This window comes from Bacillus sp. N6, assembly GCF_052805735.1.
In genome coordinates, this window is the sequence record NZ_CM127843.1 from 3,188,997 (window position 1) to 3,212,591 (window position 23,595).

At 35.2% G+C, this 23,595-nt stretch carries 19 protein-coding genes and 1 pseudogene; 3 read left to right on the top strand and 17 right to left on the bottom strand.

What is annotated here, in order from left to right; translation table 11 throughout:
• Window positions 1–201: 201 nt before the first annotated feature.
• A complete protein-coding gene (locus ACUXVC_RS16415; protein WP_340783291.1) occupies window positions 202–843 on the bottom strand; it encodes a hypothetical protein in 642 nt (213 codons plus the stop codon).
• 307 nt (window positions 844–1,150) lie between these two features.
• Between ACUXVC_RS16415 and ACUXVC_RS16420 the strand changes: the two are divergent.
• Both ACUXVC_RS16420 and ACUXVC_RS16425 read left to right on the top strand, forming a co-directional pair.
• Window positions 1,151–1,255, top strand: a pseudogene (locus ACUXVC_RS16420) (LD-carboxypeptidase); the annotation flags it as partial.
• A gap of 79 nt (window positions 1,256–1,334) precedes the next feature.
• Window positions 1,335–1,745 (top strand): DUF3224 domain-containing protein, encoded by a 411-nt coding sequence (locus ACUXVC_RS16425; protein ID WP_098126793.1) that lies wholly within the window; start codon window positions 1,335–1,337, stop codon window positions 1,743–1,745.
• Between the two features lie 186 nt (window positions 1,746–1,931).
• On the opposite strand, the gene ACUXVC_RS16430 is transcribed toward ACUXVC_RS16425, so the two are convergent.
• The 13 genes from ACUXVC_RS16430 to ACUXVC_RS16490 form a co-directional block, all read right to left on the bottom strand.
• Window positions 1,932–2,309: a MaoC family dehydratase gene (locus ACUXVC_RS16430; protein WP_000776360.1), complete on the bottom strand. Its 378-nt coding sequence runs from the start codon at window positions 2,307–2,309 to the stop codon at window positions 1,932–1,934.
• A gap of 84 nt (window positions 2,310–2,393) precedes the next feature.
• Window positions 2,394–3,641, bottom strand: coding sequence for a DUF1015 domain-containing protein (locus ACUXVC_RS16435; protein WP_095690515.1), 1,248 nt, complete (start codon window positions 3,639–3,641; stop codon window positions 2,394–2,396).
• A 13-nt stretch (window positions 3,642–3,654) separates the two neighbouring features.
• A complete protein-coding gene (locus ACUXVC_RS16440) occupies window positions 3,655–4,827 on the bottom strand; it encodes a 3-phosphoglycerate dehydrogenase family protein (RefSeq protein ID WP_000490222.1) in 1,173 nt (390 codons plus the stop codon).
• Between the two features lie 12 nt (window positions 4,828–4,839).
• Window positions 4,840–5,922, bottom strand: a complete 1,083-nt coding sequence (gene serC, locus ACUXVC_RS16445; RefSeq protein ID WP_098126796.1) for a 3-phosphoserine/phosphohydroxythreonine transaminase — start codon at window positions 5,920–5,922, stop codon at window positions 4,840–4,842.
• A 206-nt stretch (window positions 5,923–6,128) separates the two neighbouring features.
• A complete protein-coding gene (locus tag ACUXVC_RS16450) occupies window positions 6,129–6,320 on the bottom strand; it encodes a DUF378 domain-containing protein (RefSeq protein WP_000670805.1) in 192 nt (63 codons plus the stop codon).
• 89 nt (window positions 6,321–6,409) lie between these two features.
• Window positions 6,410–7,477, bottom strand: a complete 1,068-nt coding sequence (locus ACUXVC_RS16455; protein WP_049108450.1) for a glycoside hydrolase family 113 — start codon at window positions 7,475–7,477, stop codon at window positions 6,410–6,412.
• 201 nt (window positions 7,478–7,678) lie between these two features.
• The gene (locus ACUXVC_RS16460) at window positions 7,679–7,918 is read right to left on the bottom strand and encodes a cupin domain-containing protein (RefSeq protein ID WP_000997182.1); all 240 of its coding nucleotides are present in this window, start codon (window positions 7,916–7,918) and stop codon (window positions 7,679–7,681) included.
• 293 nt (window positions 7,919–8,211) lie between these two features.
• Window positions 8,212–9,039, bottom strand: coding sequence for a helix-turn-helix transcriptional regulator (locus ACUXVC_RS16465; protein ID WP_446025758.1), 828 nt, complete (start codon window positions 9,037–9,039; stop codon window positions 8,212–8,214).
• 552 nt (window positions 9,040–9,591) lie between these two features.
• On the bottom strand, window positions 9,592–11,982 hold the full coding sequence (locus ACUXVC_RS16470; protein ID WP_095690511.1) for a penicillin acylase family protein: 2,391 nt from the start codon (window positions 11,980–11,982) through the stop codon (window positions 9,592–9,594).
• A 102-nt stretch (window positions 11,983–12,084) separates the two neighbouring features.
• Entirely contained in the window at window positions 12,085–15,498 is a 3,414-nt protein-coding gene (locus ACUXVC_RS16475) for a DUF4132 domain-containing protein (RefSeq protein WP_095690510.1), read from the bottom strand.
• Window positions 15,499–15,609: 111 nt separating this feature from the next.
• A complete protein-coding gene (locus tag ACUXVC_RS16480; protein WP_098126809.1) occupies window positions 15,610–16,386 on the bottom strand; it encodes a DnaD domain-containing protein in 777 nt (258 codons plus the stop codon).
• Window positions 16,387–16,847: 461 nt separating this feature from the next.
• Complete coding sequence (locus tag ACUXVC_RS16485) at window positions 16,848–18,668, bottom strand: S-layer homology domain-containing protein (protein WP_095691544.1); 1,821 nt, start codon at window positions 18,666–18,668, stop codon at window positions 16,848–16,850.
• A 322-nt stretch (window positions 18,669–18,990) separates the two neighbouring features.
• On the bottom strand, window positions 18,991–19,449 hold the full coding sequence (locus tag ACUXVC_RS16490) for a hypothetical protein (protein WP_000591650.1): 459 nt from the start codon (window positions 19,447–19,449) through the stop codon (window positions 18,991–18,993).
• A 282-nt stretch (window positions 19,450–19,731) separates the two neighbouring features.
• On the opposite strand from ACUXVC_RS16490, the gene ACUXVC_RS16495 reads away from it, so the two are divergent.
• Entirely contained in the window at window positions 19,732–20,439 is a 708-nt protein-coding gene (locus ACUXVC_RS16495; protein WP_446025759.1) for a DNA alkylation repair protein, read from the top strand.
• A 103-nt stretch (window positions 20,440–20,542) separates the two neighbouring features.
• On the opposite strand, the gene ACUXVC_RS16500 is transcribed toward ACUXVC_RS16495, so the two are convergent.
• From ACUXVC_RS16500 to ACUXVC_RS16510, 3 genes are all read right to left on the bottom strand, one after another.
• Window positions 20,543–20,881: a DUF3895 domain-containing protein gene (locus tag ACUXVC_RS16500; protein ID WP_001071898.1), complete on the bottom strand. Its 339-nt coding sequence runs from the start codon at window positions 20,879–20,881 to the stop codon at window positions 20,543–20,545.
• 593 nt (window positions 20,882–21,474) lie between these two features.
• Complete coding sequence (locus tag ACUXVC_RS16505) at window positions 21,475–22,206, bottom strand: M15 family metallopeptidase (RefSeq protein WP_000241993.1); 732 nt, start codon at window positions 22,204–22,206, stop codon at window positions 21,475–21,477.
• Between the two features lie 48 nt (window positions 22,207–22,254).
• Window positions 22,255–23,490, bottom strand: coding sequence for a CapA family protein (locus ACUXVC_RS16510; RefSeq protein ID WP_446025760.1), 1,236 nt, complete (start codon window positions 23,488–23,490; stop codon window positions 22,255–22,257).
• Between the last annotated feature and the right edge of the window lie 105 nt (window positions 23,491–23,595).

Below are 23,595 nucleotides of genomic sequence, written 5' to 3' on the forward strand. Positions count from 1 at the left end.
TCAATCTTGTATTTTTTCACCTTCGCTCTAGTGTTAACATCATATTCTTATTGGAAATCCGTTATTCTCAAAAAAACACAAAACAAAAAGTACCCATCAAATTGTTATACACATAATAATTTGATGGGTACTGCATGATACATTTAGTTTTTACATGTATTGTTTGGAGAAAATTGCAAATAACGACTTATACTCGCCTTATTAAGACCAAATCCATACATCATCATTATTTTCAGCGTTCGTCTTTGCTTCATGAACTTTTTCAATATGATCAACTGTGTTCCAATTAATAGAAATACCCCCCCAGCCCACATACTCCATATCAATTTTCACTTTCTCACCCACATTAAATACTTGTCCCTTTGTTAAGAAAACATCAATAATATCTTTCTTCCCATTTAGCGATGGATACTCAACTACAACATATTTAGTAGCACCGTCTCCCTCACCTTCCATCGTTCCTACTTTTGATACTTCTCCAATTACATAATTAGGTGAGCCATCTTCTTTCATGTGCATACCTAACTTGTTTGTTGTATTTTCAACTGCAGTTGCAACCATATATTCTGTAAAATTACGCATCATAGATCCAGTAGCTTTTACTTCATCTCCTACTTTCACGTTTGAAAGTGAATCAATATACACACTAACAGGTTCCTCATATTGCTTAGATTTTACAACAATCACACCGTTATCTACTTCTACTACTCGTCCTTCTAACGTCGAGAAATTCGATTCAATAGAAGCTGCACTCGCTTTTGTTAGTTCTAATCCTGGTACATTTGTTCCTGATAATGCTGCGATCCCTAAAGCACCTGCTAAAATTATTTTTTTCATACCCATATGTAACATCTCCATTCATGATGATTTTATTTTTTTGATTGGTATCGACCAACCTGTAATCATTATAGTTACAGTTTATAAAAATAACAACCGTTTTCCTCATGCAATGATGCATACTGTGATTTTCAAATATAAATTTTAGCAAAAATATTTGTAGATTATTCCTATATTCAGCACTAATACTAAATTCTCAAATTACAGCAGGTGAACTTATTGAAGACGGAGAAACTAATGTCATGTACAATGTTCTTCAACTCTACGGTTTGTATAGCCGTAGTTCATTAAATTATATAGGAGCGGGATTCATATGTTAATAAAGCCAAAGAGATTACAGCCAGGAGATATCGTAGCGACAGTAAGTGCTTCATGGGGAGGAGCGGGTGATTCTGAAATAAGATGGCGATATGACAGGGCTCAAATAAATAAAAACACTCCTATAAGATATGACTGTGAATTAGTACTTTTCAAATGATAAAGGGGGATTTACGTGTATGGAAGTAACATTTACAGTAAGTAAGTGGGATGAAAAACCAATCGATGATAATAAAAAAGATTTCCCTATTAATATTGCTCATGTCGAATATGATATTGATGGGGAATTAAAAGGAAAGGCTTTTATTGAATACTTATTATATTATTTAGACTCAAATATAAATGATGGTCACTTAGCTACTGCTAAAATTTCTGGATTTTTACACTTTGAAGGGATTTATAAGGGGCAACAAGGAACATTTACAGCTCTAGAGCAAGGAATATTTGATAAAGGAAATTTAGATTCCCCAGGAACAATTATTAAAGCTACCGGTAACTTAGAAAACCTGAGAGGATCCTATAATTATCAGTTTACAGGTCAAACTAGTAAACTAATTTTAGAGTTTGAATTTCAGCAAAACACCTTATAATTTAGTGGAAAGGACATTTCTTGTAATACTAGGAATGTCCTTTTTGTTGACGAGTTTATTCAAGTTAAAAATGAACAGAGTATATTATCAGTATTCAGCAATGCATAAAATTTTCTTCATGGGGGAATTAAAAATCTACGCCCTAGAGACATCATGCCCCCACCTATTCATTTCTTTTTTTACTAATTAAAGAATAATCCCCGAAAAACTCCCCTTCATAACTTCCTTTTCAAGTTGATTCCTACATATAAACGTCGCAATAATTTTTGTACGATTTTTTTCATCAGGCTCAAATTGTTCAATAGTTACGTCACAACGAATCGTATCGCCGCTAAAAACAGGACGTAAAAATTCAAAATCCATTTTGCGAGCTAATACGTTATAATCACCGCCAATTTTTGTAGGCAATGTTGATGTTAATAGCCCTTGTACAACAAATCTTCCCTGCTCATCTGGTGTAACATGATGAACGCCTTCATCTTTCGATACTTCTGTAAATAACGCAACATCCTCTTTCGTAAAAGTTCGTTCAAAGGTGATTTTTTCGCCTACTTGCAATTTCATTCATACCCCTCCTCAAAAACACTTGTAAAATAAGAAAAACCGAAACTAAAAATCATTTCGGTTTTTCTAACTAAAGAAGTCTATTTATTTTAAAGAATGAACAAACAACCCACTACGCAGTTTCGGTTCAAACCACGTTGATTTCGGTGGCATGACTTCTCCGGCATCTGCGATTGCTAATAAATCTTCCATAGATGTCGGATATAATGCGAATGCTGCTTTGTATTCGCCGCTGTTCACAAGGCGTTCTAATTCTTCTAGCCCCCGTATTCCGCCAACAAAATCAATGCGTGAATCAGAACGCGGATCATGTATTTCAAGCACTTGGCTTAATAAATGGTCTTGCAGAATAGATACATCTAAACCTCTAACAAGATCATTCGCATCAAACGTTTCCTCTTTCACTGTGAGCTTATACCACTTCTCATTTACATACATACCAAATGTTTTTGGCTCATTTGGTTTATACGGAGAAACAAGTGCTTCTTCTACATAAAAGTACTGCGTAATTTGATTTAAAAACTGTTCCTCTGATAAGCCATTTAAATCTTTCACAACTCGGTTATAGTCCCAAATCGATAATTCATCATGAGGGAATAGAACGGATAAGAAGAAATTAAATTCCTCTTCTCCTGTGTAATTTGGATATTGTTCTCTTCGCATAAGTCCTACTTTTGCAGCTGATGCAGAACGGTGATGCCCATCTGCAATATAAAGATTAGGAATATCTTCAAATGCGTTTACTAAAGTCGTAATTACATCTTCATCTGCAATCTTCCACGCAACATGCTTAACACCATCTTCTGCTGTAAATGTATAAATTGGCGCATGTTCTTCTTTCCAGCTCCTAATTAAATGCTTTACTTCACCTTTTGTACGGTACGTTAAAAAGATCGGACCTGTATTTGCGTCACACACATCTACGTGGCGAATACGATCTAGCTCTTTTTCATGACGTGTTCTTTCATGTTTTTTAATTGTATCATCTTCGTATTCATCAATAGATGTACAAACGACAAGGCCTGACTGCGTTCTTCCTTGCATCGTCAGTTCATAAATATATAGCGCTGGCTCTTCATCTTGTATGAACACTTCTTCTCGTATAAATTGCTTTAAATTGTCGCCCGCTTTTTCATACACCCGATCATCATACGGTGACAGTTCAGGATCTAAATCAATTTCTGCTTTATCAACATGCAAGAAAGAATATGGATTCCCTTTTACAACTTCCCTTGCCTCTTCACTATTTAATACGTCATACGGTAAAGCTGCAACTTGTGCTGCTTTTTCCTCTACTGGACGAATGGCCCGAAACGGTCGTATTTTTGCCACATTCCTCTCTCCTTTACACAATCATTCGAACGGCTACAACACCTGTAATTTTGCTTATATTTTCTACAATATTCTCTTTTATTATATCATCAATTCCGTTATCGATATCAATCATTGTGTATGCCCAAGAATGTTTACTACGATTAATCATATCAGCAATATTTATATGATGTTCTGCTAAACATCCTGTAATTTGTCCTACCATGTTTGGAACGTTTTGATGCATAATTGTAATACGTTTCTTTCCGATATACGGAAGCTCGACGTTTGGATAGTTTACTGAATTACGAATATTTCCTGTCTCTAAATATTCACGTAATTGACGTGCTGCCATTACTGCACAATTTTCTTCTGATTCAGACGTAGATGCACCAAGGTGAGGCGTCGCTGTTACATTTTTCATCTTTATTACATTTTCATTCGGGAAGTCCGTTACGTAATGTGTAATAATATCTTCTTCTAATGCTTTTTGAAGAACCTTTTCATCTACAAGTTCTCCTCTAGAGAAATTAAATAGACGCATCCCTCTTTTCATCTTCTCTACAGCATGTTCCCCAATAATCCCCTTCGTTTGATTCGTAAGAGGAATATGCAGTGTAATATAATCACACGTTGCAAAAATTTCATCAAGGCTAAACGCTCTTTGCACATGTGTAGAAAGACGCCAAGCTGTTTCAACTGAAATATAAGGATCATATCCGATAACATCCATCCCTAACGCTAACGCATCGTTCGCAACTAAAGCACCGATTGCGCCAAGTCCGATAACACCTAGACGTTTCCCTGCAATTTCTGATCCAACAAATTGTTTTTTTCCTGATTCAACAAGCTGTGGTACTTCTTCACCTTCTAAGTTTTTCGTCCAACTTACACCATTAATAATGTTACGTGAAGACATAATAAGACTGGCAATAATGAGTTCCTTTACGGCGTTTGCATTTGCCCCCGGCGTGTTAAATACTACAATTCCTTTTTCTGTACATCGCTCGACAGGAATATTATTTACACCAGCGCCAGCTCTTGCAATCGCCTTTAAGTCTTTTGAAAACTCTTCTTGATGTAAAGAGTAGCTACGAAGCAAAATCCCATCTGGGTGATTGATTTTATCCCCTACTTCATAACGTTCTTCAGTAAAAACTTGTAAACCTTTTTCTGCAATTTGATTTAACGTTTGAACACGAAACATATTCCCATCTCCCTATCTATTCTCAAGCTCAAATTCCTTCATATAATCTACTAATTGTTTTACACCTTCCACTGGCATCGCATTGTAAATACTTGCACGCATACCGCCGACTGAGCGATGTCCTTTTAGCGTAACGAAACCGCGTTCCTTCGCCTTTTGTAAAAACTCATTGTTAAGTTCTTCTGACGGTGTTGTAAATGGAATGTTCATAAGTGATCGATACGCAGGATCAACTGGTGAAGTAAACAATTTAGATTCATCTAAAAAATGATAAAGAAGTGAAGATTTCATTCTATTTTGTTCTTCAATCGCAGATACTCCGCCTTGCTCTTTCAACCACTCTAGTACAAGTTTTGTTACGTAAATACTAAAGGATGGCGGTGTATTATATAAGGAGTTATTTTTACTGTAAGTTTCATAATTTAACATTGTCGGACAAGAGCGATCTGCTCCCCCAATTAAATCTCTTTTTATAATAGCAATCGTTAAGCCCGCAGGTCCTAAATTCTTTTGCGCCCCCGCATATATAAGACCAAACTTCGAAACATCATATCTCTCTGATAAAATATTTGAGGACATATCCGCAACGAGCGGCACTCTTTCTACATGTGGAATTTCCACATATTTTGTCCCTTCAATTGTATTATTCGTTGTAATATGTACATAATCTAGTTTTTCATCACTTAATAAACCGTCCAGTTTAGGAATCGTAGTAAACTTCTCTTGCTCGGAAGAAGCAATCACTTGTACTTCCCCAACTTTTTCGGCTTCTTGTAGTGCCTTTTTAGACCATGAGCCAGTTAGTACGTATCCAGCTTTTTTATACGTATTCATTAAGTTCAGTGGTATCATAGAGAATTGTAATGACGCACCGCCTTGTAAAAATAAAACTTCATACTCATCAGGGATGCTCATTAATTCACGAATTAAGTTACTCGCTTCCTCTATAATACTTTGAAAATAAGAAGATCGATGACTCATTTCCATAATAGACATGCCTGTCCCGTTATAATTTAAAAGCTCCTTTTGCACTTTCTCTAAAACTGGCAAAGGGAGTATTGATGGTCCTGCTGAAAAATTATAGACTCTCTCCATTACCCTCATAACCTCCCTATTTCTCATTTGATTTTTTTAAACTTTCTGAATTATAACCTAAAATATAATATACGGTCAATTTGTTTTCTATTATTACGGCGCAAGACGCGATGGAATCGCTTGCAAGTGCAGACTTTTTTATGGACATATAAAAAAGTGTTAAGTACATAATCGTACTTAACACTCTAATAATGAAAGAATAATAGCTAGTCGTTCGTAAAGAACCGATCAAAAATTTGATAAATAGCAGAAAGACCAATGAGCCAATAAATAGTGTCCACAAGCGCCGGCATAGAACCAAACCATTTCTCAACTACATTGTAATCTAACGCTACCAATAACCAATTCAAACCGCCAAGAATCACCAAAATTACTGTAAGGTAAGACAAAAATTTCATTATGATTGCCCCCTAGGTGATAAGATGGTGAAAGGCCTTTCACTAGAAATATATGTAGTAAACTTTAAAACTTACCTATTTTATAAAAATTATTTTCGGTACCACCCGCTAATAACTGCCTCTGCTTCTTTACTATGTATTTGATACGCATGTGTACTATCATTAGAGCCAATAAACCAAATTGAAAAACCTTTAAAATATGGTTTCGGTTCTAATACATCTCGGTAAGCACGCCATCCATTTAATTGTACATCTTTCGAAAACACATTTGAAACATCTGGATTCCATGGATTTTGTAATCCAAGTTCACGCGCTGGAACGTTAAATCCACCGAAGTAAACTGGCTTTCCTGTTGCATTATGTAATTGTTCCAATTGCTGAACAACATTTTGCCCACGATTATATACTGTTGTCGCAAATAAACTTTGTTTCACTTCTTCATATGTTGGATTCCTTTTTCCTGAAACTTCAAACCAACTATCAATACTAACAATATCCACCTTTTTTAAATACGGGCGATTGATTTTTTCTTTAAACTTAGCTTCATAAGAAGGGTCCCAGCTTGCTGTTAACCACCAGTTCATTTGATACAAAACATTTCCTTTATACTGATTACGAACAAAATCAATTGTATCGCTCCAGTATCCTTCTGCATACTCCATATTCACGAAATTAGAAGCAATCTTCAGTCCATACACATTGTATTTACTTGTAATGGAATTAAAAATATCTTGCAGAATAACCGTCTTCCAATTCCAGAAGAAATCATTAATGTTACTTGGGTTCCATTCTGTCTCTCCAACATTCCCCTGCTGAATATACGGGAACGGTTCCACTATAACTTGAATATTACGCTTTAATAATTCTTGAATTAAAATAATAGCTTGTTGCTTTTGCGCTTGATTAATTACCATGTTAGTAGAAGTCACATTTGGGATATCTACTTGAATCGGTACATTTACTGTATTTAAATTTAAGCGCTCCACATCCGCTAATACTTTCGCTACATTTCCAACTTCCCATACTGTTACGTTTCCTGATTTGATTTTTCCAGATTGAACAGTATTTACATCTGCCTGTACATTTCCTTGAAAACAAAAAGAAAACAACATAATAAACACTCCTAAAAAACTTATTAAACTCTTATTTTTCTTCACAACTTTCCCCCTATAATTTTTGGCTTTCTTGATTATTTTATACAACGTTTCATATATATTCCACAAAAAATCCAATAAATTTTTATTGATAAAAATTCTATTCATCCTTTATTCACATCTTACTCATACTAAGCTCCTAAAAATAGTAAGATAAATAAAAAAGGAACGGATTTCCGCTCCTTTTTTATCTTTTTACGATTATCAATCCATTTCCCTTTTAGGCTCTACCAACATGATGTGGGATTCCTTTTCAGTGAAAGGTTTATGCTCAACGCCTCTCGGGACAATAAACATCTCGCCCTTAGAAATTTTCACCTGTCCATCACGGAAATCGATGAACATCTCCCCTTCAAGCACAATAAATAGCTTATCCGTATTAGGATGCTCATGCCATATAAAATCTCCATTAGCTTTAAAAAGCTGAATTTGATCATCATTCATTTCACCAATCACTCGTGGATACCAATAATCGTTAATTTTAGATAACTCGTCATTTAGTTTAATAGGTTGGTAATGGATAATAATCCCTCCTCATCTTTAACTTCCACTATATTACAATAATCTAAGTAAAAAAGTCGTCATTACGCTTAAAAAGAAAATGCTCCGGCCAGAACTTTTCATTCAGATAGTACAAAGGAGTGATTTCAATGAAAGTTCTTTCAATCCAATGTTTCCTTTAACTCTCCATAAGTATAGAACAGTGATTTTCAAATAAGAATGGACCCCTGTTGACATTAGTATGGATTATTGATGAACTTCTCGCGATATTTAGTAGGCGAAATGCCAACTCGCTTCTTGAAAACTCTACTAAAATAAAAAAGGTCTGCGATTCCAACAGCCTGCGCAATTTGTTGTACAGGCACACCACTTGTACATAACATTTTTTGAGCCATCTTTATACGATAGTTCAATAAATATTCTGCTGGCCCCATACCTGCATACTTTCTAAACACGTAAGAAAGACGATTTCGATTAACATTATTTTGTTCTGTAAGCATATGTATTGTAATATCTTTATAATAGCATTTGCGAACGTAACTAGATATTCGTTCGAATAAAGTATGCGACTCATAGTTGTTTTCTCTATTGACAACACTTAATAAAGCTTCATTCAACGCTTCGCGAAACAGCATTTCGGTCTGAAGCATCGAAATGCCTCCACGCTGATTATACACATCCCAAAGACGCATAAGTAATTCGACAAGACGAGGAGATTGTCCTGTTAATAATTCAAAATGCTGATGAGTAAAGCAAGAGTCTTCTCGTTCTGAATTGCTTATCTGATATAAAACAAGAATATATTCCCAGTTTATTTCACCAAGCATTTTATGGGCTAATGTCATTTTTGCACCCCCATGTATAACTTTTCCTGGGGAAAGGATATACGGCGTACCATTAAATTGAAATTGCGTCTTCCCTGTAAGTGGAAATACAAATCCTGGGAAAGAATCTGTAGACTCAGCACAAGGCACACCTGGATTTTTAGCATAACGATATACTCCTTCTACTCGGAAAGGATTATTGGCAAGATACTCTGCTAACTCATTCACGTCCAACTTCACAATGCACGCCTCATTTCAATAATAGTTTTCTTGTAATTCGCGAGATTAATTGGTGTACATTCTGGGCAACGCTAAACTAAAAATAGTACATACGACTTAACAAGATCTGGTTATTAACCTATAAATATATTGTTTTTCATTTATTGACAAAAGTATCCTCCCTATATTATTGATAATGATTTTCATTGTAGTTTGATAAAAAAACATTTGTCAAGTTGGATGGCGTAGAAAAATGACGAAACAAGGGGTACAGAGGGACCGTTCTGTTGCAAATAATACCTGGTCTTTGTTAACTAATTCCCCTCAAAACTGGAATAATCATGTTAATAGTTGTAATGGCTTTATTTGTTACAGCACTTGCAGCATGTGGAAATAATCGTAATCCTGAAGAAGTTGCTACAGCGTATTTCGAAGATGGAAACAGCCTACTATCAAATTAAATGATAGTAGGCTGGCTGTTAAAATTATTTAAGCACTGGGTTATGTTCTAAATGATAAGCTTTCATTATCAAAAAGATTATTACTAGTCCCTCCACAAACAAAAACACCCTATCACTTCGGTTCTAAATTTAGCACCTTCCCCTCTATTCCCTCCGTATTCAATGTAGTCGTATGATACGTTCCACTTACCCAATCATCTATTTGATCATGATACCAATCGCTTCTAAAATGTCCCGATTGTCCTGGCCCTACGATATGATAACCGTTTGACATATCTTTCGTATCAATAACAAATCGCCAAGAAGCCCCGTGATTTACAATGCCGTTATCGCCGTAACTCGCTGCTTGAACGGTAACTTGACTTCCGCCAATTGGAACTGGTTTCTCACGATTAAAAGCGAGTAACGCTAACATACTAGATGATTTCGAAATTGGATGTGTAAAAGCGAGTTGATGATAATCGCCCCACTTCCAGGCCCCAACATCGGGTCCATATTCCTTCTGCAATTTCTTCATTACATTCTCGTACGATGTATGCACAACTTTTGTGAAACCTCCGTACTTAGAAAACCATGCACTATTTTCTCCTGCTACTTGTTTCCGGATTAATTCATCCACAACTTGTGACTTCCCTTTAAATAACTCCATTACATCTTTCGGTATTTCTTTTGAAAATAACGTATTTGAAATCTCTTTCATTAATAAATGGAATATTAATGGTGCCGCTTCATCTTTACTATCGTAAAAATTCCACTTTGTTAATTGGTTTACACCTTCTTTCTCTACCTCATTTAAAGATGCTTTATTTAACTCTTTTAAAAATATAGGAGTAAACTCTTTCCCGTATAAATTCTTTTGATCCATCTGTAACTCTTCTAAATCTTTCACCGTATACTTTTCCTTCTCTTGCAAAAATTCTTGAATACGCATTTGCCTATATGGCTGTGCCCACGTATTGCTAATATGGTACGGATAATCATCATCAACAATTTTATTATTCGCAGTTGAAATAAAACCTTCTTTCGGATTTATAACTTTCGGCAGCTGATCAAATGGAATATATCCTTCCCATTCATATTCATCTGTCCATCCTGGAACAGGCAAGCTACCATCGCCTTTTTTACGCACTGGTATATTTCCATTCGCTTTATAAGCAATCGTGCCATCGTTTGATGCAAACACAAAGTTTTGCGTTGGTGTATGGAAATCTTGAAGAGCGGTTTCAAACTCCGTCCAGTCTTTTGCTTTGTTCATATTTAATACAGCTTTTAGCTCAGCTGACGGTTCTAAAGCAGTCCACTTTAAAGAGAAGACGGTTTTCGTTTTCTCCTTCCCCTTATCCGCAAACTCTGAAATTACTGGCCCATGCCTCGTAATCGTAACGTTATAAGGAATTGTCTTCCCGCCTTTTACTTTAATCGATTCATCAACTACCGTAGCTTTCTCCCATTTATCGTTATACAGAAATTCATTTTCATTATTAGGATTTCTCTTCTCAATATATAAATCTTGCACATCAGGCCCCGTATTCGTAACGCCCCACGCTATTTTGTCATTGTGGCCTAATATAACACCTGGTACTCCAGCGAAAATAACGCCACTCACATTTAAACCTTTCATTTCAAGTCTCGTTTGATACCAAATAGAAGGCGTCGCAAGAGATAAATGAGGATCATCTGCTAAAATTGGCTTACCTGACGCACTCTTCTCACCGCTCACAACCCAGTTATTACTACCGTTAAACTCCGGCGGAATTATCGTTTTTGAAAAACTTTGTGCTACGTCCACATTTGTATTTTTCAGTTCAGCTAGCAATCTAGGAGCATCTTTCGGATATGCAGGAAATAGCTCATTCGCTTGCTCTTTCGGAAGATTTTTCAGCGCCCAATATCGAAATGCCTGTCCGTGCCAATGTCCTCCTAAGTCAAACGCCATATACTTCCCAATCGTTAAAGTATCAACAATTGACCACTCAGCAGGTTCATAACCTAATATAGTAAACTCAACTGGTAATTTCTTTTCCTTTTTCGCCTCACGTATAAAAGCGTTCACCCCATCAGCAAATGACTGCAGGGCATCTTTCGCTTCTCCATTATATTGACTAACTGAAGCTTCGGCCGCTCGCCGTAAACCGAGTGTTCGAAACAATTTATCTCGGTCAACAGCTGCTTCCCCAACAACTTCACTTAACATACCAGAAGCTTGTCTTCTACTTAAATCCATTTGAAACAACCGATCTTGCGCTTGTACATATCCTTGTGAAAAATATAAATCATGTGCATTTTCCGATTTAATATGCGGGACACCTTTACTATCCCGCTTCACCGTAACAGCGTGTTGTAAATCCTCTAGCTTTATCGTTCCATCTATCTTTGGCATAGATTTCAGCGTATATATGTTCAAAAAAATCGCAGCGGAAATAACTAACAAAAGAACGATACTACTAGCCCAAATAAAAATTCTTTTTCCCCTTTTTCGTTTCTTCTTTATAACGACTTCCATATAACCACCCCTTTCTCACACTATTCGCTTCTTTTTGAGAAAGAACCTTTTAAAGACATTGAAAAACCCCCTTCATTTTCCTACCAATGAAGGGGGTTTTTCTTATCGTTCGCTACGCCAACTTTCATTATGCCCAAGATTTGAATCTGTCGCTACTTGGACATCATATAACATTTCACTAAAGAAGCGTTTATCTACTTCTTTTGGTACAATGCGTCTTTCATCATCAATCTCATCGTATTCATATGAACCACGCTTCACTGTACCTGCTTTATAAAATTGAATGTCAAATACACATACATCTTCTTCATCTTCATAACCAATCGGCGCTCCGCTAAATGAAAGCTCTGCCCCTAATCCAGTACGAGTATCTTCTTTATAAAACGTATAATACACACCGCCATCTTGAACAGATCCACGGATCCATCCAAGCTTCGTCATCTTACCGAATAACGAACGACCATTTAGTAAAATACCACCAAATCTCTCAATAGCACTCTCATCATTCTCTTCTACTACAAACACTGGACGCTCAATTTGTAGGAACGGCTGAACAATTCCCGCACTTTCTAATTGCTCTTTCCATAATTCCTTCTCCGCCCCAGACAATTCTAACGGATGAACGAAACCAATAACAGTGCCAAATGAAAGTTCATAACTCTTCCCGTCAATTGTACAGAACACGCCACCTTCTGCATAACGGAATGCGTTCAGCAACTTCCCTTCCTTATACTCACCCCAAATGAGTGAAATAGAAAATTGCTTCATAATTGGATTATCCATAAATACAGACTTCCATGCATTATGTGACCAATAACGCTTTAACGAAAGTGCCGCTTCTAATCGTTGTTTTTGCATTGAAAGAGTAGTTCGGAGTTCCTTCTTTAAAGAGGCTAATTCTTTTTTAGCCTCTTCAGCCTTTTCTACATCATCTTTTGCATTCGGCTTTGGAAGTGACTTCATACGTTTTCCTTCCTCTGTCTCTAATTCAATTTTTGACTCTGTAGTTAAAATGACAGTAAAACTTCGATTCCCGAAATCAATTATCTTTTCACCATGTATAGTAAAGCCAAGGTCTGGCACCAATTGATCTTCCAGCTCTTCCTCTGTTATACCACGTGTTTTCGCAGCAAGACTTAGCGCTTCTTTTGCTGCATTACGTACTTGCTTATGTTTATATTTAAATGCTATTGCATGAATAGACATAAGTGCAAACTTAGATGAAGACAAACCTAAAGCACGAACGGCATCCGCTGCTATCTTTCCTCTCATTTGAAGCACCCATTCATCAATTTGCTTTATAAGTATGTCGACCATTTGGTCGTCACTATACATTCCGTATAACGAAAGAATTCCACGCTTCTTCACATCTGCGTCTTGAGAAATCCATATTTGATATATCGTTTGCACATATTCTTTTAAGTCCTCTTCATTTAAAGCTCTACCAATTACTTCTGCCGTTTCTTTCTTCTCAATAACAGCATCTGAGATATACTGTTGTAAATAGGCTAACGGAATTGCAGCATCAGCAATTTCATTAGAGTCACGTAAACGGATTTGTGGCTCATCCCCAATCAATTGCAGAAGTGAATTTCTGGTTTGTTCCGTTAAAATACGTGCGCATATTTCTTCGAGCTTTTCTTCCTCCGTTTGAAATAAAAACGAGAATTTTCCTGCGAAAGATTCATTTTTACTTTCTTGCAAAGCTTCCTGTACAAGTTTCGTATATTTTTCAAGCTTATACTCTATTAGTATTTTCATCACATTTTCACGAACAATCTTCTTTTTATTATGAAGTTCAACTGCTACATCTGCTGCAGCTTCTACATCTTTTGAAAGCAGTTTAACTACAGACTCACGCATTTTTTTAGATGAATCTCCTAAGCTTTTAATTAAAATCGGACGCATTTTAACCATGTTATCCTTTGCTAACTCTTCTAAAATATATGCTTTTGCCATAGCAGAATACTCATCAAACCGTTCAATTATATATGCTTGTTCTTTTACAATTACACAAACAAGCGCTTCCTTCGCCTTATTTCTCTCTTCACTGTAGCATGCAGCTTCTTCAACTGCATAAGCGATAAGTTTTTCCTTACTTAACCCATACGAAAGCAGATCTTCTAATACTTGTTTCGGCTCTACTCCTCTGACAGAACATTCGTAAAGAAGTTCGTATAAATTAACACTATCATCATCTCCAAACTGTAGTGTAAGTACAGCTTCCCTTTTCGCTACATCATCTATATCCCAAAGAAGCGCAACCTCTAACACCGGCATACCCCAATACATACTTCTATATTTCTGATTTTTAAGTATTTGCTTTATATCCTCAAGTGACAACTTCCCTAGTAAATAATCACAATATGTATCCCGCAATGTAGACAATTTAATTTGCAAAGCAGCAACAAAAAATTCTTCTCGCATTTTCCCTCTATTTAGCTCATATCCTTTTTCGGCTAGCGTTCGTGCGATGATGAGATAATTCATTTTACTTACATATTGCAAAGTTTGTTGAATAAATTCAGGATTTTCCTCCAACATAAAGCATAGCAATTCATATTCATACGTCTTACAAAAATCCTCACTATTCAAATCATGTTGCCTTAGACGATGCGCAAAAAATCTTTCCTTAGAAATCCAAAACTGTGTACAAAAACTTTGAATTTCTTCATACGTTTCTCTATTTACACTACCAGTTTTTTTGTGGTTTTGAGACTGACCAAGAGTGTGACACATATAACGTGTTGCATAGTTTATAAAACCCCAAACATTTTTCTTCGCCAATATTTCAATATATCGCCTCGCAACATTCGAATGTTTATGAACACAAAATAATAGCCGCCAAATATGTTCCGGTAAATTCCCACCTATAAATACTTCACTATCATCTTCACCTTTTAAATACCGTTTAACTGCTTCAACCTTTTCCTTTTCCCCTAGCAGTTTCAATATAAATTCTGTATGTTCTTCTAACCTCTCATTCAATAAAGAACTATATGTACGAAACTTTTCATACTCTACATCAAACATTACGAGAAGTAATGTTAATTGCTGTTTAGTTGGTAAAGTATGTAATTGTTCCTCTATATAGTTCGGTTTCTCTTTTGTTAACTCTCTAAGAAAAACATCTGCTTCATTGACGTAACTTGAAATACTAGATAAATACCTACATGCAATTGCTACAAGTTTGTCCAAAGGTAGTGCACTTTTTTCTAAATAAACCTTCATTTTAGAAAAACTGACATGCGCAAAACGGACTACAAGAACATTTAATAATTGCTCCTCGAGTATATGATAAAATAACCGAAAGAAACCCGGATCTTGTTTATGTACTTTCCTAAAATCGTTTATAAATCGCTCCGCAAAATCGCTTCTTTTTTGATCACGAATCGTCGTTAGTTCAATATCTTTTAAAATCTCTTCTTCTTTTGTCTGTAAATATCGTAGTGATAATTGTTCCTGTTCTTCTGTCATATTAATATATTGAAACAACTCAGATGTACTAGTAGTCAAACTTTGTACCCCCCGCATCTTTTTATCTATTATAAAAATACCCTTATTTAATGGTAGTATAGCATAAAACCCACAAAAACGAACGTATATTCTACATTAAATTAATGTAAATTAAAATACACTACTCAACATACATTTCCTTCTCTCTAAACTTCCCATTACACACTTCTCCCCACTAAAATCCTTTAACTTTTTGCTACACCAATTCCTCAAAATCCCCTTCACATAAGCTAACGTTTTCTTATTATTTTCAAACGCAATTTTAAGTGCCTCTAACACTTTCTCTCCAGAAAGTCTTTGTATCCAATTCTTCAATTCTTTCACAATATATGGGGATAAACTACTAATATTTTGTTCATAAAACTTATAAACTTCACTATTTGGAACGTCCTCTTCTATACGTTCTACCTCTTCCGCTTCTTCTTTCTCTTCAATAACTACTTGTGAACTACTATTATCCTCTTCTTTTGGCATACCAAAATGCTGCAATAATAATGGAATCGTGTATTCTTCTTCAAGGCATTTACGTAAAAAGATATGTATGAACTCATTACTTTTTACAGTCTTTAACTCACGTAATACGCACTTTTCTACATTCGTATTTGAAATAGGGTTATAGTGTAACCAGTTTATTATGAATACCTCTTTCGTTTCCGTATCATATAAAATCTTTCCATACTCAACAAACCTGTTTAGCAACTTCTCAACAGTCTCCATACTATAACCTGTTTCAAGCTCTGCCACACGCTTCGGTAATATGTAAATACCACATTGCTTCGTTTTCGTACCAGTTAACAAATATATGTAAAAATAACGCTCCTCTGGCGTTAAATCTAATATGAATTCATCTTGCCAAAAGTTCACCTGCACATTACGGTATACCGCCATATGTTTCCCTCCACTCTTTGCTAGTAAATAAGAAGATTTTAATCCTTCATTATAAAAATAGGAATGCGGGAATGGTTTTGGCATTCGAATTACAATTTTTTTTACTACTACAACGCCGGTTTCATTTTTTCGTGCTTGTTTTGTTCTTGTAGTTGTTTTTGTGTTTGTTTTTGTTTTTTCTGAGTGATTTATTACTTGGTAGGGGCTTATGAGGGGCTTGGAAGGGCATTCTGCATTACAATCTATGAAATACAATTTGTTCTTCCTACTAAATAGGAGCTATTCCAAATTATTATTTTGGATAGCTCCTTTCAAATTCTTCTTATTTTTTACTTCTACCAATGTCAGCTTCTACATACAATTTATTCTGCTATTTGCAGGCAGTAAAACTCTCATTTCAAAATTCGGTGAATAAACTGCTCGATTGCAACGCGAGTGGCCCCACTGATTAAAGTTTTATTTTATTTTTGCATTGAATCTAACATCTTCACAATAAAGGCAGCTGCCTGTCCACGAGTTGCTGTGCCTCGAGGATCAAACTCATTATTTCCAATACCATTAACTACCTTTAGACTGTATAATCGTTGAACCGATTCTTTGTATGTTATTAAATGCTTATCTGTAAATGGTAATGCTACTAACTCACCTGTAATTCCTTTGTATCGTAATGCTTTGTCAATCATAATAGATACTTCTTCACGAGTAATTGGTGAGTTAGGATCAAAAATCCCTTCACCACGACCATTAATAATTCCTGCACTTGCACAACGTTTAATACCGTCATGAAGTGATGGATGTGCCTCATTAATATCTACAAATGATTTATTTCCCTCTGGTAGTTTAAGAGCATTCGAGATTAATTTCGCAAACTCGGCTCTCGTTACATTTCGATATGGCGCAAATACACCATTGCCTTCGCCTTGCATAATACCTAGACTGTTTAATTTACGAATATGCCCTTCAAACCAGCCACCTGTAATATCATCTTTTGGTTTTTGTACTTCTTCCTTAGGTTTTTGTACTTCTTCCTTAGGCTTTTGTACTTCTTCCTTAGGTACATTGTAGTTAATTTTAATCCAACTTGGGTCATAGAAAATCCATTCTCCATTACCTACTTTATACCAACCATTTTTAACCGCTAATACTTTGTAACGATCTCCGTTTGAAGCTTTACGTACAACACGATGTTCAATACCCGCATCACTACGTACATTGATGCCACTACCATTTACCACTAGTTCCATGCTAGGTTCAGCTGGATTATTTTCATTTGGATCAAATGATTCATTTTTATCTTGTAAAGGCGTATCAATCTGCGCATTTATATTTGCATACCATTGAATTCCTTGTACGAAACCAGCCCAATTACCACGTGAAATTAAAATGTCAGGACATTTTTTCCCGCTCCATTGTTGATGCTTGTAAATATGATCTGCACCAATTCCTTCTTTGTTCATTAAATAACCTGCAAGTCGTTTTGCGTTTTCTAAAGCTTTATTGTAATCACCGTCTTGGTTAACCGCAATCTCGATACCGATAGACTCCCTGTTTCCTGATCCATCTCCATCTCCTGCATGCCAACCGTTTTCATTTGTTGGTAAGTGCTGATAGATTTGTTTATCGTCTACTGTAAAATGCCATGAAGCTGTTCGGAACGTCCCCTCTGTTGCTTGTTTATACAAATATTTCGCATGATTTTCAGCATTAGCACCAGCGGCCGTATTTGCCGTCTCATGGATTGTAATGTAACGTGCTTTCATCGGATTTGCAGGACGAATATCAGAGTTTCCTGCTGGAACAATCCACTCTACAAATGGAACTCCTGCAAGTGTTCCATATTTCTTCGTACTCGGTGCACTATATTGAATACCTCTTGGCTTTGCAACAGGTTTCATTTGACGATCAGATCCATCATTTCGACCATCTACAGATTCAAATGCCTTTTCAATATTTGAAATAGCTTCCTTTTCTGCTACTTGCCCCTTCTTTGCATCTTTCATTTTGTTTAATTCTTCTGTTTCATCATGTTTATGCTTATATTCTTCTAAAAGCATTTTTTCATTTTCAGATACTTCTGCTTCGTTAACTTGTACATGATCAGGAACTTCCAACTTGAAATTAGAATAATTTAATCCGCTCGTTCCATGTTCTCCTTGGGCAATATTTAGTTGATCAGTTTGAGATTTGTTTATCTCTTCTGCTGATGCTGATAAAGGTACACTCCCTAAAATCACTAGACTTGTTGATAGTGCGATTACTTGTTGTTTGATTGTCTTATTCATTATTATAAATAGATATACACACATTTTCGCCGTGTATATATCTCAACCTCCTTTTGTTGTCATATTAATTTTAAAAATACGAATCTACTATGTACTCCTAATATATTTTCTTTTTATTTATATATTTAAATTATATTATTTTATGCCCATTAAGAAAATATTTATATGTCATCCCTACAAATGAATTTCATCTAACATACTTTTTACAAAATCCGTCAACAAAAATTATTTTACAACTAATTACCAATACCGTCAAAAGCATTTTCAACGATCCACACTTTAATAGCTATAGTAAATGCTATTTCTTTCACATTATATACTATTACAAATTACCTTTAACTTGTCCGACAATTTCGTTTATCGTATTTCGATCAAACTTATCACTAATTTCGTATGGCTCACGATCTCCTACGAATTGCACGCCTACAATATCATTGCGATCCTTACCGTATTGCACTTCAATAATAGATCCACGCTCTATTTGTTTCCAAATGAGACCTACTTCATCTTTATTATCTAAAATAATGCAGTCTTCAATATTTTCATCAATCCCAATTAACTTGTTATCATCTATATATCCAATCTCGTATTGTTGCCGTTCTTTCGCTTTTCCGCTTACTAGTATACCTTTGCTACCATATGAGTAATCCGTATAGTCCTTTTTCTCCTTTTGTACCCCTTTCGGCTTTTGTGCTTCAGTTTTTTCAGCAGCTCCACAACCTGTAATAAGACTGATTGGCATAACCATAGTTAATACTACTCTAGTAAATTTCTTTATCATTTATAACTAACCTCACATACTTAATTTAAAATGCTATTTATTTCCTTATTATAAAATAACATGATAATACAGAGAAAGAGCCAAAGATAAAATATTATTTACATCCGTATTGTCCCTCCCTTTACATTAATATAGTATCCTCATAAGTATGAATAGCTAGGCTTTCAAAATTAATACGGGAATATTATAGAAAGTAGACATCCTACTCACATACGATTAGTATTAGAATTGAAAATATATACACTAGATGATTACTTATATTAAGGAAGGAAGTGCACAGCTATGGATTTTAAAACAGTCATGCAAGAGCTTGAAGCCCTTGGTAAGGAAAGAACGAAAAAAACATACATCTCTAACGGTGCACACGAGCCGGTTTTTGGCGTAGCTACAGGTGCTATGAAACCAATCGCTAAGAAAATAAAAGTAAATCAAGAGTTAGCTGAGGAACTTTATGCTACAGGTAACTACGATGCTATGTACTTTGCAGGCATTATTGCAGATCCAAAAGCTATGAATGAGTCTGATTTTGATCGCTGGATGGACGGGGCATATTTTTATATGCTATCTGATTATGTGGTAGCAGTAACTTTATCGGAGTCAACTATCGCCCAAGACGTTGCGGATAAATGGATTGCAAGTGGGGATGAGCTACGAATGTCAGCGGGCTGGAGTTGCTACTGCTGGCTTTTAGGAAATCGCAAAGACAATGAATTTGCCGAAAGCAAAATTTCCGATATGCTTGAAATTGTAAAAAATACAATTCATGCTGCGCCAGAACGAACAAAATCTGCTATGAATAATTTTATAAATACTGTAGCAATTTCATATGTGCCACTACACGAAAAAGCAGTCGAGACTGCAAAAGAAGTTGGTATAGTTGAAGTAAAACGTGATAATAAAAAAAGCAGTTTGTTAAATGCTTCCGAAAGTATTCAGAAAGAAGTCAATAGAGGAAGAGTTGGTTTCAAACGTAAATACGTTAGATGTTAGATTATTAAAAAAGGTGTCAATCAAGAAAGATTGGCACCTTTTTTAATGTAGAAGTAGAAAATGAACTACCTCCCTAAAAATCATTCATTTCCCTCTTTACAACTTATATGTTAGAAATTTCTTCTTTCACTTTATACACCCTATCTCTTTTCTCATCGTTTTTAACAAAAGTAAGCTTTCCTTCTGTAACAAAACCTTCCAATGCTAAGCATACTTGTCCATATGCTTTTGGCTTATTCGTTGTAAATCTTTCATCTGATATTTTACCAGATCGTATTAATTGTTCGCATAACTCCAGTGCACTTATTTCTTCAGAATCCATTAATTCCAATATATCTTTTTGCAATGCTGATAAAGGTGCAGGTATTTCGGCTACCTCTACCTTTTCTTTTTTATCTTCTTTTTCGTCTTCAAATAAATCTTCAAATGAAATTTGATTCATTACATCTTTTCCTTTCTCATAACGAATTTGCTTAACATGAACTGAACCCTATATGTACTAGAACTTTTACATTTAGTTATTGTTATGTAGTCCTTACCTCTTTACATAGATTTTATAACTCATGTACATTATTTTAAGTAGTATATTTCCATTATACCAAATATACGTTCTGTCATCTATTGTAGAATTCGTTATTACTGAACTGAAATCAATAGTGAATATCCGGTGCACAAATCATGCAAACAAAAAAATGCTAATCGCATTGTTTGAACTACTTCCACATGTCTATCAAGCTAAGAAAAACGAACATCCAAAATAAAAAAGCGAGGTTACTATTGTAGTACCTGAAAAGCAGGCAGTCTTTAAGGCTTAGTTAAGTAAGTATTCTATGTTGTGAATGAAAAAGGATCTGATATGAATATCAGATCCTTTTTCATTGCTTCTTTTATAAATGTAACTTTTTTATACATACATCGTTTCACACGATAACTGGTTCATACGTGCTTACATTATCATACACTGTTTTCGCAATTCTAGGAGGAAGATTAACACACCCTCCAAATCTGACTTTTTAATAGAATCAAAGTGTATTTTTACTTACCAGACTTAATTTTTTCGTTATATTCTTCTAAAGTTAACCCTTTTTCTTTTAGATAAACAGCAACTTCTTTCCCTACATAACGATAGTGCCATGGCTCATACTTAATGCCAGTAATATTCTCTTTATCTTTTGGATAGCGGAGAGTAAATCCATACTCTGCAGCATTCTTATCTAACCATTTGAATGCATCGGTAGTTTCAAATTTTGCATTTAAATCTTCTACAGTATTCTGCCATTCAACTGAAATAATGTCTAACGCTAATCCAGTATGATGTTCACTTGCACCAGGATACTGAAGATATTCCAATGCTTTAGCACTAGCTTCTTTGTCCGACAAACCTTGAGATTTATAGCTTTTAACTGAAGCATCATAATACGTTTGTTGTAATTTTATAGCTCGATAACCTGATCTTAAATAAAGATTGATTCCCTCTTTTTTTGCAGCTGCTACCATATCCTGATAGGAAGTTGCAATTCTACTATCTATTTTCATATTCGGCTTAGCATTTTGGGTAATACTTGTTAATTCAATTCCTAGTTCCTTTGATAACATATGCTCTCTATTTACAAGAATAATTCTCCAATCATTAGGATCAGAGATAGGTAAAACATCTTTTTTATTCGCATGTATCTCTTTTTTATTTTTATCGTTATTATTAGTAGTTTCCTGAGATGTTTGCTTTCCACTACAAGCAGCAAGACTCCATCCCATTGCCAATACCAATGCTAAAATTATAAATTTTTTAATTGTATCTCATTCCCTTTTTGTTTATTAGTCTTTATACCAATTTCCCAACACGTCTCTAGGAATCTCCTTGAAATCCTTCAAAGAAACGGGGCCGACAAATTTTTTAATTCCATGTTTTTTAGAACCTTCATCCGAATAATCTTTTAAAAATTGAATTTTAAATTGTTTCTTACCATCAGCGTAGTCAGTTACTGTCGGTACGATTGCCGCTTGTCGTATACCAAAAGTTTTATCTTCATACTTAACAAATTGTACATAAGATAATCCTCCAACCAATGTTTCTAATTTTTCTTGCGCAGAGATAAGATTTCCAAGAGAATAATAGATTAGCGTTTCATGTCCATCTTTATTTTGTTTCCACTCAATTGGTTGAATTACATGTGGATGATTTCCAATTACTACATCTACACCTAAATCTGTTAAATATTGAGCAACTTCTTTTTGTTGCTTTGAAGGTGTAGATGTATATTCTACTCCCCAATGCACCATAACAATCACCATATCAGAGCTACTCTTTGCCTTTTCCACATCATTTTGTATCGCTTTTTTATCAATTAAATTTAAAGCCCAAGACTTATCAGCCGGAATTTTAATTCCATTCGTACCATATGTATAATTTAGTAACGCAAAGCGAATACCATTTTTTGTAATCGTTTTTATTTCATTACGCTCGTTTTGACTCTCATTAATGCCTACTGGGATAACATCCGGATATTTCTTCCAGTATTCTCTTGTATTCGCAACACCTTTAATACCCATATCCATAGCATGATTTGTCGCTTGAGTCACTATATTGAATCCAGTGTCCACTAAAGATTGGCCTACTTCTTCAGGTGTATTGAAAGTCGGATATCCCTGTACTTTTAGATTATTTCCTGCAATTGGAGTCTCCTGGTTCACGATAGCAAGATCACTTGATTTAACAGCTTTTTTGATATTTTCATAAATATAGTTATAATCATATGAACCGTCTTTTTGTTTGCCATCTTTAATTACTGCGTCATGATATAAATTATCACCCGTTGCTATTAAATTCACAACCGATTTTACTTTTTTATCTTCCGTAAAATTAGGAGACTGTTGGATAGGACTCTTCTCTACCCAATTTGGTGCTTTTAATGATGTATCTATATTAGATTCAGCCGGTGGTAATGAAGCTTTAGATGTCTTAACATCTGTATTACCACAAGCAGTTAAAAGCACTAAAAAAATAAGACATAATAAAAAAAACTTTTTACTTCTCTGTAAAGTATCTAACATGTGATCCTCTTTTCTGTTTTATTACTTATAACCAGTTCTAACAAATCATTCTTTAAAACAACGTATTTTGGTTTTACCCTTAATTATGGACGGACACTCTGTTAC